General features: G+C 66.7%; 13 protein-coding genes and 2 pseudogenes. 7 read left to right on the top strand and 8 right to left on the bottom strand.

The window, feature by feature from the left end; genetic code table 11:
* The first annotated feature begins 199 nt into the window (after positions 1–199).
* Together ABZ354_RS02335 and ABZ354_RS02330 are read left to right on the top strand one after the other, a co-directional pair.
* Complete coding sequence (locus ABZ354_RS02335; RefSeq protein WP_358652009.1) at positions 200–1,675, top strand: DNA phosphorothioation-associated putative methyltransferase; 1,476 nt, start codon at positions 200–202, stop codon at positions 1,673–1,675.
* A 59-nt stretch (positions 1,676–1,734) separates the two neighbouring features.
* A complete protein-coding gene (locus tag ABZ354_RS02330) occupies positions 1,735–2,586 on the top strand; it encodes a hypothetical protein (RefSeq protein ID WP_358652007.1) in 852 nt (283 codons plus the stop codon).
* A 112-nt stretch (positions 2,587–2,698) separates the two neighbouring features.
* Here ABZ354_RS02330 and ABZ354_RS02325 read toward each other — a convergent pair whose 3' ends face one another.
* From ABZ354_RS02325 to ABZ354_RS02305, 5 genes are all read right to left on the bottom strand, one after another.
* Positions 2,699–3,499 (bottom strand): phosphoadenosine phosphosulfate reductase, encoded by an 801-nt coding sequence (locus ABZ354_RS02325; RefSeq protein WP_358652239.1) that lies wholly within the window; start codon positions 3,497–3,499, stop codon positions 2,699–2,701.
* Between the two features lie 205 nt (positions 3,500–3,704).
* Positions 3,705–4,352, bottom strand: coding sequence for a hypothetical protein (locus ABZ354_RS02320; protein ID WP_358652005.1), 648 nt, complete (start codon positions 4,350–4,352; stop codon positions 3,705–3,707).
* Between the two features lie 74 nt (positions 4,353–4,426).
* Entirely contained in the window at positions 4,427–5,323 is an 897-nt protein-coding gene (locus ABZ354_RS02315; protein ID WP_358652003.1) for a phospholipase D family protein, read from the bottom strand.
* Positions 5,320–7,212, bottom strand: a complete 1,893-nt coding sequence (locus tag ABZ354_RS02310; protein ID WP_358652001.1) for an ATP-binding protein — start codon at positions 7,210–7,212, stop codon at positions 5,320–5,322. Before ABZ354_RS02310 ends, ABZ354_RS02315 begins: the two co-directional genes overlap by 4 nt.
* Positions 7,209–8,813 carry a DEAD/DEAH box helicase family protein gene (locus tag ABZ354_RS02305; RefSeq protein WP_358651999.1) on the bottom strand — a complete coding sequence of 535 codons (1,605 nt, stop codon included), beginning with the start codon at positions 8,811–8,813 and terminating at the stop codon, positions 7,209–7,211. Before ABZ354_RS02305 ends, ABZ354_RS02310 begins: the two co-directional genes overlap by 4 nt.
* 415 nt (positions 8,814–9,228) lie before the next feature.
* Here ABZ354_RS02305 and ABZ354_RS02300 point away from each other — a divergent pair, with 415 nt between their 5' ends.
* Genes ABZ354_RS02300 through ABZ354_RS02285 form a run of 4 tightly spaced genes read left to right on the top strand, consistent with a single transcriptional unit; the run spans position 9,229 to position 16,047 of the window.
* On the top strand, positions 9,229–10,470 hold the full coding sequence (locus ABZ354_RS02300; protein WP_358651997.1) for a cysteine desulfurase family protein: 1,242 nt from the start codon (positions 9,229–9,231) through the stop codon (positions 10,468–10,470).
* A gap of 59 nt (positions 10,471–10,529) precedes the next feature.
* Positions 10,530–11,642 carry a DUF4007 family protein gene (locus ABZ354_RS02295; RefSeq protein WP_358651995.1) on the top strand — a complete coding sequence of 371 codons (1,113 nt, stop codon included), beginning with the start codon at positions 10,530–10,532 and terminating at the stop codon, positions 11,640–11,642.
* Positions 11,639–15,217: an ATP-binding protein gene (locus tag ABZ354_RS02290; protein ID WP_358651993.1), complete on the top strand. Its 3,579-nt coding sequence runs from the start codon at positions 11,639–11,641 to the stop codon at positions 15,215–15,217. The genes ABZ354_RS02295 and ABZ354_RS02290 overlap by 4 nt, the downstream gene beginning before the upstream one ends.
* A complete protein-coding gene (locus tag ABZ354_RS02285; RefSeq protein WP_266073740.1) occupies positions 15,214–16,047 on the top strand; it encodes a phosphoadenosine phosphosulfate reductase family protein in 834 nt (277 codons plus the stop codon). The genes ABZ354_RS02290 and ABZ354_RS02285 overlap by 4 nt, the downstream gene beginning before the upstream one ends.
* 155 nt (positions 16,048–16,202) lie before the next feature.
* Here ABZ354_RS02285 and ABZ354_RS02280 read toward each other — a convergent pair whose 3' ends face one another.
* From ABZ354_RS02280 to ABZ354_RS02270, 3 genes and pseudogenes are all read right to left on the bottom strand, one after another.
* Positions 16,203–16,730 carry a DUF317 domain-containing protein gene (locus ABZ354_RS02280; RefSeq protein ID WP_358651991.1) on the bottom strand — a complete coding sequence of 176 codons (528 nt, stop codon included), beginning with the start codon at positions 16,728–16,730 and terminating at the stop codon, positions 16,203–16,205.
* Positions 16,667–16,801: pseudogene (locus tag ABZ354_RS02275) on the bottom strand (DUF317 domain-containing protein); the annotation flags it as partial. The pseudogene ABZ354_RS02275 and the gene ABZ354_RS02280, both read right to left, overlap by 64 nt.
* A 179-nt stretch (positions 16,802–16,980) precedes the next feature.
* A complete protein-coding gene (locus ABZ354_RS02270) occupies positions 16,981–17,430 on the bottom strand; it encodes a hypothetical protein (protein ID WP_358652253.1) in 450 nt (149 codons plus the stop codon).
* Here ABZ354_RS02270 and ABZ354_RS02265 point away from each other — a divergent pair.
* Positions 17,354–17,667, top strand: a pseudogene (locus ABZ354_RS02265) (transposase); the annotation flags it as partial. The gene ABZ354_RS02270 and the pseudogene ABZ354_RS02265 overlap by 77 nt on opposite strands.
* Positions 17,668–18,040: the final 373 nt, after the last annotated feature.

Raw genomic sequence — 18,040 nt, 5'->3', positions numbered from 1 at the left:
GCTATGTATCGCTCTGCGCGTCTAGCCGGGGGCTGGCATGTTCCTGACATGCTCCCTTGAGGGTGATTCGAACAGCGAGCAATCCCTGCTACCACCAAGCGGATCTTTGACGCTGTGTCGTCCGTGGGCAGCTGGGTGGTACAGCTCACCGTGAGCCGGTCCTCCAGAGCGGGTCTCACGTAAGGTTTGGTGCTGTCGCATGCTGGCCCGTCCGTGGAATCAGGGGACGCCGATGACGCAGCAACTTTGGGGCAGCCAGAGGCATCGGACCGCCATCGGCCGTGTCGGCCTCTCGCTACCGGCCCGTCGTGCAGTTGGCGACCTCCAGTTGAAACCAGACACAGGAGTACTGGACTACGGGTGTGGACGCGGTGGGGATGTACGGGCATTGCAGAACCTCGGTCTTGATGCCGTGGGCTGGGACCCGGTGCATTTCCCCGATGGGCGGCGTGAGGCTGCCGAGGTGGTCCTCCTCACCTATGTCCTGAACGTCATCGAGAATCCCGTCGAACGACGAGACACGCTCCTCCACGCCTGGGAACTCACCAAATCCGTGCTCGTTGTATCCGCACGGTTGAGGTGGGAGCGCAACCAGATCAAAGGTGCGGAGTACGGCGACGGCATCCTCACTCAGCGCCGTACCTTCCAGCACCTCTACGCCGCCGGAGAGCTTCGCGACTACGTTGAAGAGGCTACTGGCGTCCGCTGTGTGTCGGCGGCGCCGGGCATTGTCTATGCCTTCAAGGACGATGCGGCCCGCCTGAGCTACCTCGCCCGCCAGGTCGCCCCTGACGGGGGCTGGCTGGCGTCCGAGGACACCGCCTCGGCGATTACCTCGGTCGTTGCTCACCTCGAACAGCGGGGCCGGATGCCCCAGCTTGAGGAGATGCCGCAGCCCATCATCAGCCTCCTCGGCCACCTTCGCCCTGCTGAACTGAGGCGCCTTGCCGAGCAGGAAGCCGACCCTGTGAAGGTAGAAAGAAGTGCCGAACGAGGAGCCCTCGATACGCTGCTGTTCCTTGCTCTGGAGCTGTTCCATGGCCGAGGCCCCGTGAGCAGTCTGCCCCTGCCCGTCCAACTGGACATCCGCGCGTTCTTTCCCTCGTACACCGAGGCGTGCCAGCGAGCCGATCGCCTGCTGTTCAAGCTGCGCGATGACGCATACGTCCGTCGCGCGATGAACGGATCGATCGCCGGCAAGTTCACCGCGACCGCCCTGTACGTGCATCGTCGGGCACTTCACAGGATCCCGGCCGTGCTGCGTCTGTACGAGCAGTGCGCGAGCATCGCTGCCGGCCGCCCTGGCGAGTGGTCCGTCGTCAAGCTCCGCCATCAGGGCCGCGGCGTCAGCTGGCTCGACTACCCCGAGTTCGACACGGACCCCCATCCGCGGCTCGCGGCGTCGTACGCGGTCGACCTGAAGACACTCAAGTCCTCGTTCACCTCGTACGCGGACTCCACCAACCGTCCCCTGCTGCACCGTAAGCACGAGTTCCTTGCTGAGGACGATCCCGACGCACCCAAGTACCGGAGGCTCACGGAGGCCGAGGTTCGCGCCGGCCTTTACGAGAGTCCGCACCTGATCGGCACGGAAGAGGGCTGGGAGCGCGAACTTGTACGCTGCGAGCGGGAGTTGCGAGGCCACCGGCTCGTACGCCGCAAAACCAGTACCTGAGCATCGCACCGGTTCTCGGCACCGGGGCGAGTGTCAGTGCCGTGTGCCACGCTCCACCCATGACCACAAGCCGGATGGAGGGCCCCTGCCTGCCCTCATACCGCACGCTGTCCACCCTCGCGCTGTCCGAGCCCGAGGACCACGTCCGTGAACTCACCGACTGGGTGGAGCATGCCTCCGCCGTCACTGCCCTTCCCGGGGCGCAGAACAGCTGGGACACGGCCTACAAGTGGCTGCGCCTCGCGCAGGGCCTGCGCACGGTGACGTTCGACATGTCGTACGACGACGGCGGCATGTGCTCGGCCGGCCTCGACTTCGACGCCGTCTGGACCGAGATGATGGAGGAGTGGCAGCAGCACCAGGTCCGTCTCGGCTACCTGCGCGCAGCACTTGAAGGATTCGTCCGGCTGCTGCACCCGGACACCATGGAGCCTGGACTGGCCGTCGAGGCCGCGGAACAGCGGCTGCACCACCACTCCGACGCATGGCCGGTGCACGCACGCCCGGTCGCCGACCATCTGCGGACGCATGCCCCGGACGGGGTGCCAGGCGCAGGCACGCCGGTGGCGGCAGCAGTGACCCAGGCGATTGCCCTGCACCAGATGGCCGTCCAGGGCCGTGCCGCCATCCCCGAGCCGGACAGCGACGCGGACGGGAATGTCTTTCCCACCGGGCACGGCGAGGTCTGCGCGGTCAAGGAAGCCTCCACGGTGCTGCTGCTGGGAATCCAGATGCTTATGGCGGCGGCGGTGCAGGAGGACCGCGTTGCCGTCTTCGACGACAAGTACCTTCTCGACGGCATGTGGATTCCCGACGCCTCGGGCGGCAGCCGCTGGGTGGACGAAGAGATGCCCTACGGCGAGTACCTCGCCGTTCTCCACCTTCAGCCGGGCGAGCCGCCCGAGCTCTGATTCCGCCACGTGCAGTGCCCCGCGCCGATCACGTCGGCAGCCCAGGGGCAAACGACGGGTGGGCCCTAAGCCATGGCTCCGGGCCGACCCGTCGTGGCCTGCTCGCCACGTATCAGGTCATGCACCAGCCGGAGTCGCATGCACCTTCATCCTCATCGGCGTCGCCTTCCCCTGGGCTCTCGTCGGGGATGGCTTGTGTGAGCGGGATCCCGTACCTCGTGAGATACACGGCATCCCGCCCGAGTGCGGCTCGCCGTCGGTTGATTGTCTCCTCCAGCCGGACCGACTGAGCGAACAACTCCGGCTCGTGCCGACGCTGGTGGCGCCAGGCGCCGACGGTGCGGAAGGGGCAGAAGAAGCAGGAGCTCTTGGGCGGTACCGGCAGGCCGGCCTCGGTGATGATGCGCTCGCAGTCGTCCCGGCGCAGCCCGAGGTCGAGGAGGGGGTACTCGATGACCTCGTGAGCTTCCCTCCGCCGACGGTTGGCGCGATGGATTTCGTCGACCGATATGCCGATACCGACCGCCGCCGGGTCCTCCGCGGTGGCGCCATGCTCCCGAAGCCACCGCCCGACCACCTTGATCTTGAAGTCGGCAGTGCAGTTGCGGCGGCCAGGAGCGCCGTTGGCCATGCGGACCGGAATGGGGATCGACCGGGTGTCCGGCCGGTTCAGCCGCTGCATGAGCGTTTCGCTGGCCCCGTCGCGTCGCCAGCGCTTGAGCTCGTGGATGTCCAGTCCCGCACGCATGGCGTACGGGATGGCGATCTCACGGACGTACGCGAGGGTTGCTGGATGCTCGCTGTCGTCCCCGACGTTGGCGAACAGGAAGGTGCGGAAGTCGATCTCTCCGCGAGCGGCCAGCACGAGCAGGGCCGTGCTCTGAACTCCGCCTCCGTAGGAAATGACCTTCATGGGAGGGCGGTTGGGCTCGCTGGATGCGGCTTGGGGGAGGAGGTATGTGGGATCGACGTGATGGTCTCCGGGGGTGTGCTGCAAGATCGACATATGAGAGACAGTATGTATGGGATTTGATCAAAGCAAGTGTTCCTCTCACTGCTGTTGGTGAACATAGAGGTCAAGGGGGCGTGGGTCGGCACGGGCCGGATGTGGTGATGAGCTACGGCCGGGGCTTGATGGTGACGGAATATCCCTGGGCCAGGACGGACGCCAGAAACTCCGCCGCGGCGCCGTGGTCAGCGCTGGTGAACGTCTGTGCGGCAGGTGGTGGCTGTCGAGGCGGGCTTGCCTCGGGGGTGCTCGGCCTTCGGCCACGGGGCTTCTGAGGAGCGCGCTGTCCTGCACGGAGCGCGGCGACTTCGGAGGCCACGATGGTTCGTTGCCGCTGTCGCGCGTCGTCCAGGATCGTTTCAAGGAGCCAGAGCGGCGAGCCGGAGACGAGCAGGTCGGCCTCGGCGATCTTGTGCCGGTTCCGCCACCGAGAGATGGTCTGCGCGTTCTGGCCGAGCACGCGTGCTGCCTCCTGGATACCGACGACGACCGGGAGGTTCTCCCTGTCCTCTGGGTCGTAGCCGAGATGGATACCAGCCTTGTAGGTCGCTAGCCGTTCTCGGTCGGCTTTGCGGTCGCCTTCGCCGTCGAGTCGCATGGCTGTGCTCAGCAGCCAGTAGGGGTTGCCCGATGCGATCAGATCGGGCTCGTCGAGCGTGCCCGCTGTCCGCCATCGTTGGGATGTCTGTCGCTCCACGTGGAAGAGGAAGGCAATCTCGGCGTGCCCGAGGAAGAACGGGACGCGTACCTCTGCCATGAGACGGCCTTCCCCATCACCCTGTGCTCGTGTTCGTCGGCAGTGTGCTGGCAGGCCACGCCGTGGCTGTGATCTTAGGCGTGCTCTACCCCCGGTCGCAGCTCCCACGATCCCACTTCGGTGTAGTACCGGCCGAAGTGCTGGAGCCAGACCGCGAGCGTCTCGGTTGTTCTGCGCGCCTGCTCCTCTGTGTCTCCTGTCCGCTCGGCGATGGCCCGCTGCAGCTCGACGTTGCTGAGACGCTGTTCTGCGGTCAGCTGACCGAGTTCCGGGATCGCATGCAGGCGGGCCTCGACCTCAGCGTTGAAGGCGTTTTCCGAGAGGCCGGCTGGAACGTCGAGCATGGCCAGGTCCCGCACGATGCCGGCCTCGACCAGCGAGGTGAACCGCTGCCGCCCGCTGTAGAGGGCGTAGACGTTCTCCGGTCTCCTTGTCTCCGGGAACCAGTACGGCGCTGCTTCGTCCTCGGACGGCGGAGTGACGCGCTCGCTTCTCAAGAGTTCAGCCTGCTCCCGTACGAGGGCTGCCGTGTGGGGTGTGGCTATGGTCGAGCGAGCGTTGATCTGGCCGAGGACGCGCTGTACTTCGGGGTGGTCGATCGGCACCTCCAACAAAAGTTCCACGTTGGCGTTCGGTGCGCGTCCAGTGGCTTTGCCGGTCAGGTTGGCGGAGCCGACCAGACAGCGGCCGTCGGCACGGTAGAGCTTGGCGTGGAGGGACGGACACAAGGCAATGGAAATGCGTTCGTCACTCTGGGCAGCTTCGATGATCTCCGGGTCGGAGACCCCGGCGGCGACCTCCGCCGGGGTCCAGCGCGTCACACACGTGATCTTCTGGACGGAGGAGGGCACCGCGGCGATGGTCTCCTCGAAGATCGCCTTCTTGATGAAGGGGGCGATGATGACCACCTCCTCGGCGGCGTCCTCCATCATGTCCGCGATCTGCTGCCAGACATGGTCCGGCTGCGTCACTCCTCTTCGCTCCCGTCCTCGATGAAGTCACGGGCGTACCGGCCCCAGTCGCTTCGGGCATCGGCGATGACCCGGCGCGCCTTCTTGTTGGGGATCTCGTCCTCCATCCGTGCCCAGGAGAAGATGAGCAGCTTGAAGGTCTCGGTCGCACGGGCGAGCCGCTGGCGGAGCTCTGCGTCGTTGGCGTCCTCGGGCACGTCCTCAAGAACGGCCATGAGCTTGCTGTGCAGGGGGTGTTCCGTGTTGAAGGACACCTGGAGCATGCCGGCGAGCAGGTCGATGTTGAAGAAGGCGGATGAGTCCTGGGGGCTGGAGATCCAGCGGACGCGCCAGTCGTTCTCCATGGCCTCGTCGACCAGGGTCTGGGCGGTGTCCTCGTCGACGTGGTGTCGCTCGGTCAGCGCGGTCAGCTGCTCCTGGCGCTTGTCGGCTTCCGTCGCCTCCTCGGCGAGGAGGTCGGTCGTACCGGTGTACCCGTCCTCCTGCCGGCGCTTGACGGCGTCCGTGGCCTTGGAGGTGACGTCCTGGTCGTACCGCTTCTTGCCCTTCCGGCCGCCCAGCGTCTGCTGCTTCAGCTTCTTGCGCATTTTGCCCAGGAGACCCTTGAGGTACTGGGCGAGGTCGATCAGCGGCAGCCGGGGGTCGCCAAGTTCCCGCAGGCGGTCCTTGAACTGCTTGGGTGTCTCGTCGGGGTCCTGTTCAGCCGACCAGTCGAAGTCGGCGAGTGACGAGAACACGACGGCGGTCTGCTTGTTGTTGGTGACGCCGAACACCTCGTCGAGCTCGGGCGGGAAGTCCACCTCGACGCCCCACCACCGCTCCACGGGGTCGTAGCCGATCGCCCACGAGGTATCGAGGTCGAGTTCGCGGCCCTTGCGGACCAGGGAGACGCCGATGTTCCGACGGGCGTGCTGTCCCCACTTCTGAGCACCAGCGTCCCGGTTCGGGTTGGCCGTGTCGGGCCACGGATGGCCGGAGACATCGGAACGGCGGGCTTCAGGCCGGGCGATGGATGCGCGCACCGTTACGGTGTGCTGTGTGCCGTCGACCGTGATGGGATAGCGGTAGACCCCGGGCTCCGCCTCGTTGCCCATGTGGAAGGGCTCGAACATGGGGCTGCTGCTGAACGGCGCGGGCGTTCCGGTTTTCGCCATGAGGTACAGAGGGTCATTGGGTTCGGCGTAGTACGCGCCGTTGTCCCCTTCGTTGACCTTCTCGATGACCTTCCCGTCGCGAACGGGAGCCATCTTGATGTCCACGGAGCCGTCGTTCAGGTAGTGCCGGTACACACGGCCGATCAGCTCGGCGGTGTTGCGCAGGGTGGCGCCGGCACTGTGCCACTTGACGCGGTCCAGGTTCGTCCAGACAACGAGGGTGCCGCTGGTGCCCAGGGGTACCTCGCTGAGGTCGTCCCAGTATTCCGGCACACGGCGAGGGACGGGGTCGGGAACCTCATCCTGCCCGTTGGTGATCTCGTCCAGGTCGAGGTAGGTGTACAGAGCGTTCGCAGGGCTGTTCTTCCACGACCAGACCTCGACCTTGGTGCACTGGGACATGCTGGAGTTGGGCAGGCCCATGCCGAAGCGGCCGATTCGGTTGCGGTCGTCGCCGAGACCGTCTCCGTATTTCAGGGCGCGGCGCAGGAGTTCGCTGTCCATGCCCTTGCCGTTGTCGAGGACGGCGATTTTGTCCACCCGGTACCTGGTCTGGGTGGCGCCCTCGATGGGGCTCTCGCAGGCGAAGACCTGTACCAGCGTGGCTTCGGCGTCGATGCTGTTGTCGATCAGCTCGGCGAGCGCGTAGGCGGTGTTCTTGTAGCCGCTGTCGCGCATGGCCTTGACGGTCAGCGAAGGGCTGACGATCCGGTAGTTGTTTCCTTCGCCGGTCACGCTGTCTCCCATACGTCTTCCCAGTTGGTGAATGCTTCGGCGACGTCGCCGAACCCGGGGAGTTCCGGGTCGACGACGGTGACGATCTCGCAGGTTTCGGTTCCGCCGGCCTTGGGGCCGCGGATGACCCGGCCGACCATTTGGCTGTAGAGCACCAGGGACTTGGTTGGCCGGGCGATGACGGCGGCGCTGGCCGCGGGCGCGTCGAAGCCCGTGGTCAGGACGCCGAAGTTGCACAGGATCATGGGGCGCCGCGCCGCGCTCTTGAAGCGACGGATGGCGTCGCTTCGGTGCCGCGGAGAGGACTCGCCGGTCACGAATACCGCGTCGAGGCCGGCCGCGGACAGCACGGAGGCGATGAGTCGGCAGTGCTGCACCGATGCCGCGAACACGAGGATGCGGCGGTGCTGCTTTTCAAGCAGCTCCATGATTGTCTGGACAACTTTGAGGTTCCACTGTTCGTCCTTCGCGAGCTCGGCGATGATGCTGTCCGGGATCTCGAACGCTCGCGCCAGGTTCTGCTGATCCCGGGCCGACAGATGCATGCCGGCTTCCGCGGCCACCGTGCGCATGATCGGTTTGGCCAGGTAGCCCTGGTCGATGAGGGCTGTCACGGGGTTCGTGTAGCCCTCGATCTCCAGCATGACCTTCTGGCGGGAGAAGAAGTCGGCGAGTTCTTCGTCCTTGGCGATGTCCGCCCACGTGCGGCCCGGGGTCGCGGTGAGGCCCAGAAGGCTGGAGTCGTGACGTACCGTCAGGTCGTCCACTACGCCCTGAAACGTGGGGGCGATGATCTGATGTGCCTCGTCGAACACGGTCAGAGTGCTGCGGGCGGCCAGGGTACGCAGGAACTGTGGGTCGGATTTGGCGGTTGCGACGGCCTTCTCCAGCCCGAGGACGACCAGTCCGTCGGTCACGTCCGCGAGGTCCGGGGAAGCGCTGCCCCACACGCGCAGGACCGGCAGGGGGCGGTCGCCGACCTTGCTCCAGGCGCGCTCGAACTCGCCCGCGGCCTGCTCCAGCAGTTCCTGCCCGTGAGCCAGCCACACCACCAGGGCGGGCCCGTGCTGTCGCAGGTGGTCGCAGATCATGCTCATGCCGGTCCGCGTCTTGCCCACGCCCGTCGGCAGATGGAGCACGGCCCGGCGAGGGCCGTCGTACAGCAGCTCCTTGACCCGGCGCGCCGCGCGGAGCTGATGGGGGAACAGAGCGTAGTCGGGTGCTGTCTCCCGCTTGAAGGAGGGCAGTTGAGGCTGTGCGCGCTCGACCGTGAAGCCGAAGAACTCCAGAAGCTCCCTGCGCTCGTCAGGCGTCCACTTCAGCGTCTGCAGGTACTCAAGCGGCTGCCCGTCACCCAGCGACCCGAGCCGTTGCGCCAGTTCCGCCTGCTTGGGCCCGGGAACGAGGCCGAGCAGTACGGCACGCTCGTCCTCGTCCGCGACCAGGAGCTCGGCGTCGATCGCGATCGCAGCGACGGCTCGCAACCGCTCATCACCCGCCGTGCCTCCTTCGACGAGGTCCAGGAGGCCGCACAGCTCCTTGCCGAGGTGCCGGCGGATGTAATCCATGGGGGCGTTTGCCAGGACTGCCTCGAAGGGCATTCCCGGTGACCACGTCGTCACAGCCTCACCTGACCGATGCGGCTGACGGCAAGCCGTGAGCCGCTCGCACAGGACCGACCATCATCGTGAAGTTCCTCCCCCAGCTCGACGCACACCAAGCAGCGCTTCAACGTGCAGATACTGCGGCGTTGCAGCGTGCGGACCACCCTAAACGGGACCACTGACATCAGGAGCACCATCAGACTAAAAGCCCAGCCAGGGGCGGTAATTGGCCACGCAGCTGCCCGACTTCCCGGCCACCGAAACGGATTTTGCAGCATGCGTCTTGCGCGTGAGGTGCGCAATATAGAACATTCATTCGGTAAATGGCTTGCGACACCACGCGTTCGAGTGATTCAAAGAGTGGATCTAGGCTCGCGGCTAGGATCACGGCGGGCTACTGGTGGAACCCCGGATGCGGGACGAGGTTTCCACCAGCAGTACATTGGTGTGCGACACGAGCGAGGCGGGGTGGCAGAAGATGAGCGAGCCGAATGGGCTGGATACGTCCTATTTTGACTACAACGCCACCGCTCCGATCCGGCCTGAGGCCCTCGCGGCTGTCGTCGAGGCCATGCAATCGGTCGGCAACGCCTCAAGCACGCACCACCCCGGACGGCAGGCGGCTCATCGGGTCGACGCCGCCCGCCGGCAGCTAGCCGACCTCCTCGGCTGCTCGCCCGGCGAGATCATCTTTACCTCCGGGGCGACCGAAGCGAACAATCTGGCCCTGCGGGCCGCGTTCACCGCCGGAAGTCCCCTGGTCACAAGCTCTGTTGAGCATCCGGCTGTGCTGGAGACGGCCCGCGCGGTCACCGCCGGGAGTCCCGAGGATCTTGTGCTCCTGCCGGTCGGTGGCGACGGCCTCGTGGAGCTCGACGCCCTCGATCAGGTCTTCGCCGTGCGTCGTGGGGGAGTGGTCTCCCTGATGGCGGCGAACAACGAGACCGGTGTCCTCACCGATCTCCGCGTCGTGGCCAAGGCGGCCCGTGAAGCCGGTGCACTCGTCCACACGGACGCCACGCAGCTCATCGGTCGCCTCCCCATGGACGTCGCTGAACTCGACGTCGACCTTTTGTCGCTGTCGGCCCACAAGTTCGGCGGGCCGCAGGGAGTCGGTGCCTTGTATGTGCGGCGTGGGTCCCCACTTCCGCACCGGCCGCTCCTCGTGGGCGGCGGACAGGAGCGGGGCTGGCGCGCGGGCACGCTGAACGTGGCAGGGATCATCGGCATGGGAGCAGCGGCCGAGGCTGCGGCGCGCGGCCTCGGCGAGGAGGCCGAGCGGGTCGCAGCCCTGCGTGACCGCCTCGAACGCCTGGTCGTCGGCAACCTGCCCGACTGTCGTATCAACGGCCGGCGCGATCAGCGCCTGCCCGGTGTGACGAGCATTACTTTTCCTGGGGTGCCTGCGGACGCGGTCCTGGCCGCCATGCCCGACGTCGCCGCCTCGGAGGGCAGCGCGTGCGCGTCCGGCGCTCCGACACCGAGCCACGTGCTCCTGGCGATGGGGCTGTCCCGGGCGGATGCCGACAGCACGATCCGCTTCTCGCTGGGTTACGCCACCACGGATGCCGAGATCGAGCACGCCGCGCAGGCCGTCAAACGCGCCGTGACGCAGGTTCGGGCCGCGCTGGCCGAAGCCGACGGTGCCCGCTGACCGTTACCCCGTTTACCAATCTCGTTAGAGCAATCGCATTGGACACAGAGAGGTCCCGGATGTCAGACAGCCGGCTTGGGGAAGCCGCCCTTTTTTCCTTCGCGCGACACGAAACGTTCGCGCCCCGCTTCGGCTGGCTGCACAAGGCGTACATGCAGGTCAAACGCGATCAGGGTGCGTTCCTTGCGGTCGACGCGCCGGTGCGGTTCGGTGTGGGCAAGAACATGGTCTACTCCATGCGCTATTGGTCGCGGGCGTTCAAGCTCACCCGTGAGCACTCGCCCACGAAGGGCACACAAGCCAAGTTCTCCTATCCCACCTGGGAGGCCCGCTGGCTCCTCGATGAGGACGGTGCGGATCCGTATCTGGAGGAGAACGGCAGCCTGTGGCTGCTGCACTGGTGGCTGGTCTCGTCCCGTCCCGGGGCCAAGAGCTGGGCGCCGGCCTGGTACACGGCCTTCCATCTCGCGCCGTTCTCCCGGTTCACGGTCGCGGACATGACGCAGGTGGTCACCCGGCATGTGAACTTCTCCTACGACAAGAGCCCGGAGGAGGCGTCGATCGTCAAGGACATCGAGTGCCTCACCAAGATGTATGCGCGCAGCGCCCCGGAGAAGGCGGGCTCGCCGGGCAGTTACGAGGACCTGCTCGCATGCCCCTTCCGTGACCTTGACCTGCTCACCTTTGTCGGGACACGCGGAAATGCCGAGTGGCAGTTCACCAGCGGGCACCGCACCTCGCTGCCCGCCCGGGTCCTGGCCTATGCCTGCCTCGACTACGCCGCCAAGTTCTCCCGCCAGGCCAACTCGATCTCTGTGGCCCGGCTCGCCAACGAGCCGGGCTCCCCGGGGCGCGCCTTCCGCGTCCGGGAGAACGAGATCGTCATGGCGCTGCAGAAGGTTGCCGCGGACCACCCGCAGCTCGACCTGACCGAGGCCGTGGGACAGCGCAGCCTCGCCTTCACGGCCGACCCCTTCGGTCTGGCCTGGGAAGTGCTCGACGAGCAGTACGACTTCGTCACCCGCCGCCCCGGCTTCCCCACCCGCCAGGAGTGGGCCGCCAAGTTCCCCAAGCTCGCCGAGGCCGAGCAGAAGGAACTCGCCGCGAAGGCCACGGACGCCACAGACGCGGCCGACACCACCGAGACACTCTTTGCTGAGGAGACCGCGTGACCACCGCAACCCCCACGCGGACCCCGGGTAGCCCGTCGAGTTCCGCCCTGCAGTTCCCCGCCGGCATCGAACTCGTCGGCTCCCAGATGCGCTCGACCAACCTTGAGCGAGACGTCGAGGACGCGCTGCACGACCCCTACGTCGGCGCTCGGGCCGTCGACGTCCTGGAACGCATCGCGAGTGCTCTGGCCGATCAACGCCGCACCCGCGCCTGGTCGTTCACCGGCCCCTACGGCTCCGGCAAGTCCACCCTGTCCAACATCATCGACGCTCTGCTCGGGCGCGATGCAAAGCGGCGCGGCGAGGCCGAGCGCATCCTCGAAGAGGCCAGCCCAGCCCTGGCTCAGCGCCTTGCCGCAGCCCGCGATGCCATCGCCCCCGAGGGGTTCCTCGGCGGCGTGGCCACCGCGCGCCGCGAATCCGTCGTCGCAACCCTCTCCCGCGCCCTGCACACGGCGGCGGCGCGACGCTGGGGCAAGCGCGTCCCGAAGGCCATCGCCGCCGCCCTGGAGGCGTGCGCCGACCCGGACCGGGCCGGAGCCAAGGAGATTCTCGGCGCCGTCACGGCTCTGACGGCGGACGGGCGGCAGCCTCTGCTCCTCGTCATCGACGAGTTCGGCAAGACGCTGGAACATCTGGCCGGCCACAACGAGTTCGCCGACGCCCAGCATGATCTGTTCCTGCTGCAGGAACTCGCCGAGAAGGCGGCCGGCCCCAACGGGCTGCCCGTCTACCTGATGACCTTGCAGCACCTGTCGTTCATGGACTACGCCTCACGGTCCAGCGAACTCAAGACCCGCGAATGGGCCAAGATCCAGGGGCGCTTCGAAGACATCACCTTCGTCCCCCACCATGGCGACTCCCTGCACCTGCTGCGCCGCCGCCTCGACCGCTCGGCCGTCAACTCTGCCGGGCAGGCCCTGATCAACGCCTGCGCCGAGGCATCCGCGGACATCTGGACCCAACACGGTCTCGGCGTCCTCGCCGAACTCGGCCCCGACCACTTCGCCGACCTCTACCCGCTGCACCCCATCACGGCCCTGGCCGCGCCGATCCTTGCCGCCCAGATCGGCCAGCACGACCGCAGCCTGTCGGGCTTCCTCAACAGCGGGGAGCCCAACACCGTCCGCCACTCGCTGGCCCAGCACAGCAATGCGAAGGCGGAGCATGCCAGCACGGTGCGGCTGCCGCAGCTGTACGACTACTTCCTCAACTCCGGGCGCACCACCCTGCTCGCCTCCGCCAACGCGAGCAAGTGGATCGAGGTCGACTCACGCATCCGGGACGCCAATGGCCTCCCCGATGCCGACCAGGACGTACTGAAGACCATCGGCGTCCTCAATCTGATCGACTCCGACGGGGCCCTCAGCGCCACCGCGCCGATGATCCACTTCGCCCTCCACGACCCCACCGACGTCGCCGACTCCGACGCCTTCGCGGCACTCGAAGAGCGGCTCGCCGACCTCGTGCGCCGGGGCTTTGTGGTCCACCGTGAGTTCAGCGGGGAATACCGGGTCTGGCAGGGCACGGACGTCGACATCGACGGCCGGCTCAAGGAAATCATCAGCCACTTGAATGACGCTGCGGTCATCAACCGGCTCGGCAGTCTCGTCCCGCAGGCATTCGTGGCCAGCCGCCACAGCCAGGTCACCGGCATGATGCGCGTGTTCTATACCGCGGTCAGCGGCCCGGAGACCAAGACCGTCGCCGCCCCGGATGAGTTGAGGGAGCCCGCCGACGGCCTCGTCGTCTTCCACTTCGGCACTGACGCAGACCGGCCCAACGTCCACTCGCCTCTGCCGGTACTCGTGGGCACCACCCCCGCCCCCGACGTGGTGCTGGCCACGGCCACCTACCTCGTTGCGCTGAAGGAACTCAGCGTCCAGCAGGACATCGACCACGTCGCCCGGCGGGAAGTCATGGAGCGGCTCGTGCAGGCCGAGGCCGAGCTGCTGGAGCTGCTGCAGGACGCCTTCTATCCGCCGTCCTCTGACGCGTCCTGGAGCCTGTGGCACACCGGGATCGCGCCGGGCGAAGAACCCGCCGCTTCCGGCCTGACGGCCCGCAGCCTGAGCGGCTTGGTCTCCCTCGCCTGCAAATCGGTGTACCCGCACACCCCGCACATCCGCAACGAGATGCTCGGCCGGCACGTCCTGACCAGCCAGGCCGCCCAGGCCCGCGGCATACTGCTGACGGCCATGCTCTCCGCCTCAGGCGAGGAGAGCCTCGGCCTCACCGGGTACAAGGCCGAACGGGCTATCTACCACGGTGTCCTGGCCTACCTCGGCCTGCACCGCGAGAACGGGGTGGTACAGGCGGAGAGCCAGCAGGAGAGCCTGCTCCCGTACGGTTTCTCCCCGCCTGGCGAGGGCCATGAGCACGCCCAGCCCGCCTGGAACGCCCTCAACGAGGTACTGACAGGGGCCACCGAGCGGGTCAGCATGGAAGAGGTCATCCGGGTCCTTATGAGCCCGCCGTTCGGGCTCAAGGCCGGCGTGGTGCCGGTCTTCCTGATCCCGGCCCTGATCATCCGTCGCCACGATGTCGCCCTGTTCGAGGAAGGCACCTACCTTCCCCGGCTGACCATCGACGTCGTTGAGCGCCTCGTCAAGGGTCCGGGACGCTTCTCAGCGAAGTACACGCCGGCCGGAGACGGCCAGCGTGGCAGCATCATCAAGAAGTTGATGGTCTCGCTCGGCGTGGAGGCACCGCGCTCCAGGGCCCTGCGTAACCCTGACCTCCTTTCCGTGGCCAGCGCCTTGATCATGCGCGTGGCCGACCTGCACAAGTACGCCCGCACCACCAAGAACATCTCTGCCGACGCCCGCACGGTGCGGACCACGATCGCCCGGTCCCTGGACCCCGACGACTTGATCTTCCACGCGCTGCCGAAGGCCCTCGGGCTGCCGGAGATCCCGGCCCGCACGCGCGCCAATGCGGAAGCGGCGAACACCTACGTCGAGCGGCTCACCGCGGCGGCGGACGAACTCGTTGCCATTGACAGCAAACTGCGTGCCCAGGTCGTGCGCGTTCTCGCCAAAGAGTTCCGCCTGCCGCCCGAACTGCCGGAGCTGCGGGCACAGCTCGCGGCCCGGCTGCGCGGCTTCGCTGATGCGGTGCTGACCCCGGAACTGCGCGGCTTCGTCGACTTCGTTCTCAGCGAGGACCTTGAGGATGACGACTGGCTGGAACCCATCGTCGTCCGGCTGACCAACTCCGCCCTCGGCGACTGGGACGACCACGAGGCAAAGGTCTTCCCGCAGAAGGCCCGGTCGATGGCCTCCGCTCTCGACCGCGTCGGGCACCTGCATCACGCCGGGAACGAGGTCCGTGGCCGGGAAGAGAAACTCGACGCCCAGTTGTTGACCTTGACAGACAGCGCCGGCGTGGAGCAACGCACCCTGATCTACGTGCCGGAACAGGCCCGCGGTGAGGCCAACAGCCTTGCCGCCGACGTCCTGAAGCAGGCCGAAAAGGCACTCGGGCCGGACGGAGCGAGGATCCTGCTCGCGGCCCTCGCCCAGCGTGTGACCGATGCCGCGGCAGCAGCGAGTGAAAGGAAGGCACAGGGATGACCGACGGAGCCGACACCCAGAAGGTCCGGCACGTGCTCGGTATCTCCGGCGGAAAGGACTCCTCGGCGCTCGCCGTCTACATGCGCAACCGAGTCCCGGAGATGGAGTACTTCTTCTGCGACACGGGCGCCGAACTGCCCGAGACCTACGAGTACCTCAACCGCCTGGAGGCCGCCCTCGGCAAGTCCATTGTGCGGCTCAACGCTGACCGGGACTTCGACCACTGGATGGAGGTCTACCAGGGCACGCTGCCCAGTCCGCAGATGCGCTGGTGCACCAAGAACCTCAAGATCAAGCCCCTGGAAGACTGGGTCGGCGACGACAAGGTCATCTCCTACGTCGCCATCCGGGCCGACGAGAACCGCATCGGCTACGTCAGCACCAAGCCGAACATCGATGCCGTCTTTCCCTTCCGTGAAGACGGCATCGACAAGGACGGCGTCATGCGCATCCTGGACGAGGCTGGCATCGGCCTCCCCGACTACTACGAGTGGCGTACACGCTCCGGCTGCTACTTCTGCTTCTTCCAGCGCAAGCACGAATGGGTTGGCCTCAAGGAACGCCACCCCGACCTCTTCGACCGCGCTGTCCAGTACGAAGAGAAGGTCCGCTACCGGCACACCGCCATGAAGGGCCGCAACTACACCTGGTCACAGGGCGAGTCGCTGCCGGAGCTGATAGAGCGAAAGGACGAGATCGAGGCCAAGCATGAGGCGGCCCTTGAGCGCGCAGCTAAGCGCATCAAGCCCAACCGCCCCTTGCTAGAGGTTCTTTCCGACGCACTCGACTCAGACGACGACGAGGCTGGCTGCTCCGTCTGCCACCTCTGACGCGCAACCATACGCAGCGGCCCCAGCAACCCGAGCTGGGGCTGCTGTGGCGTTTCCGAGTTCCAATCAGGCTTGTCCCACTAGCGGTTGTGATCGCGCCCAGACTGTGTCTCGACGCATGCAGCTGGAGCTGCCAGCGGGCAGCCCGATGCTTATCAACGCGAACGGCTGGCGGGTCGGCCGGCCGTGACCGCCGGAGCCGCTGGCGCACTGGCGGCGAGGCGGGTCCTGTGCTCGCGGCCCAGCTGGGCCTGGCGCGTGCCGGTCTCCTGGGCGAGGGACTCAGAGAGACCCGCCAGCAGTGAACTCGGAGTGTACGGGGACGCGGTGATGGCCCAGGTGGCCCGGTCCGGACCAGGGCCGGCCCAGATGGTCCAGGTGGCCAGGTTCTGACTCGCATGTTGTGCGGCGAAGGCGTCGAACTGGACGCCCGCGTCCCCGTCGGGGGACGTCCAGCGGATCCATCGCCCGCCCACGGTGTGCTTCCATCCGGCGTCGAAGAGCGCTGGGTGGCCGAGGCGACCATTCTCTCGTCCACCGGGGCGCCGATGACCGTGTCCCAGCCGTCGCCCTCGGCGAGGTGGATCAGCAGATCCTGCAGCACCGGGGCGGGGGTGGCGCCGGTCGCGGTGAGGACCCACATGCGGTCGGAAACGGGTTTCTCGTAGGCGGCTACGGTCCATGCGGTCTCGTGGGCGGGGGTTTCGTGGACGCGCTCGATACGCAGGGTCTGCGACTCGTGGATGGCGTGCATGTCATCCGACCAGGTCCGCCACTTCTCGAACTCGCCGTGCGTGTCGAGGAGGGCGTCGTGGTCGCCGGCATCGGCCAGGTAGACGGGGACGGTCTCCGGCTCCGGGCGGGAGGGTTCAGGCTCGGCTGTGGTGACGTCGAAGACGGAGCGGGCTTCGATGGCGGCGCGTTTGGTGTCGGTCAGGGTGCCGGACCGGGGCGCATCTCGGCTGCGTGGGCCTTCTCGAAGGTGAGCAGGGCCTGGGCGGGTGAGTCGAAGGTGTCGGCGACCTGGCGCAGGTGGTCCTCGCCGTGCAGGTAGACGGACTTGCCGACTGGGTGGAGGTATGTGCCGACCGCGATGGTGGTGTGGCCGTCGTGGGCGTGGATGAGGAGCTGGCCGTGGCGGATGTCGTCGTGGATCTTCTGCACCTGGTTGGAGACCTCGCGAATTTCGCTACGGGTGCACCAGGGCATCGGGTAGTTCGCCCAGGTCCATTCCTCGTCGATGGCCTCCTGGAGCCGAGGGGTGATCTCGACGGTGATGCCTTCGCCGATCAGGTGCTTGGCGGCGTCGGCGGCCCCGGACGCTGGCCACTTAGCCTCCGCGGCAGGGTTGGTGCCGGTGCCAAGGGACTCAGGCCGGCGCACTGGCAACCTGCATCGCCCTAAGCGCTACAGTCGACGCCTGGGCAGGGTGTTCTACCTATCCGCACAGACCAGTATCGTTACCAAGGCCCAAACAGAGACTTTTACCTGAAGAAACGTGGTGAGGGCTGTACGCACGTGCAAGCCGTCATCGCACTCGCTCGGCGCCGGGCTAGCGTTCTGTGGGCACTCTTGCGCGATAACCGGGCGTTTACGTTGGCACCGCCAGAGCGTCAATAGGCTTGGGGCATCCAGTGTGTGAGATGTCGGATCCCAGGTCGCGGAGTGACACAGCTCGGTTAGCGGCTCGTTATATCGGCGGCCCACCCCTTACTTACCGATCTCGTCTAGGGGGATTGGGCGTTGGGGCGGGTGGCGGAATACTCTCTTCCACAAGATATGTAAAGTGAATGAGGGTGCCCATAGCTCGCGGAAGCCCCGTAAGTGTCCAAACGGTAAAGAAGCCGGCCGTAGCGCAAAAAGCCATGCGGGTTTCCTCTGGTGCGCATGAGGGTATGGCCGACAATGCGAGTAGTGAGGCCCCTGAGAGAATTCCTAGAAATGTTACGGTGAAAAAGGGCGACAAGTGTCGAGCTATGGGCAGGATTGGGTG

Origin of the sequence: Streptomyces sp. NPDC005925 (assembly GCF_040638805.1) — a bacterium.
In the GTDB taxonomy this organism is placed as follows: Bacteria; Actinomycetota; Actinomycetes; order Streptomycetales; family Streptomycetaceae; genus Streptomyces.
This window is presented reverse-complemented; position numbering and strand designations above follow the sequence as displayed.

Excerpts from the sequence above, each read along its gene's own strand:
- ABZ354_RS02335 (WP_358652009.1), top strand. The coding sequence starts at position 200 with ATGCTGGCCCGTCCGTGGAATCAGGGGACGCCGATGACGCAGCAACTT.
- ABZ354_RS02305 (WP_358651999.1), bottom strand. The coding sequence starts at position 8,813 with ATGCCCTTCGAGGCAGTCCTGGCAAACGCCCCCATGGATTACATCCGC.
- ABZ354_RS02300 (WP_358651997.1), top strand. The coding sequence starts at position 9,229 with ATGCGGGACGAGGTTTCCACCAGCAGTACATTGGTGTGCGACACGAGC.
- ABZ354_RS02280 (WP_358651991.1), bottom strand. The coding sequence starts at position 16,730 with ATGGACCGTAGCCGCCTACGAGAAACCCGTTTCCGACCGCATGTGGGT.
- ABZ354_RS02320 (WP_358652005.1), bottom strand. The coding sequence starts at position 4,352 with ATGGCAGAGGTACGCGTCCCGTTCTTCCTCGGGCACGCCGAGATTGCC.
- ABZ354_RS02330 (WP_358652007.1), top strand. The coding sequence starts at position 1,735 with ATGACCACAAGCCGGATGGAGGGCCCCTGCCTGCCCTCATACCGCACG.
- ABZ354_RS02295 (WP_358651995.1), top strand. The coding sequence starts at position 10,530 with ATGTCAGACAGCCGGCTTGGGGAAGCCGCCCTTTTTTCCTTCGCGCGA.
- ABZ354_RS02325 (WP_358652239.1), bottom strand. The coding sequence starts at position 3,499 with ATGAAGGTCATTTCCTACGGAGGCGGAGTTCAGAGCACGGCCCTGCTC.
- ABZ354_RS02285 (WP_266073740.1), top strand. The coding sequence starts at position 15,214 with ATGACCGACGGAGCCGACACCCAGAAGGTCCGGCACGTGCTCGGTATC.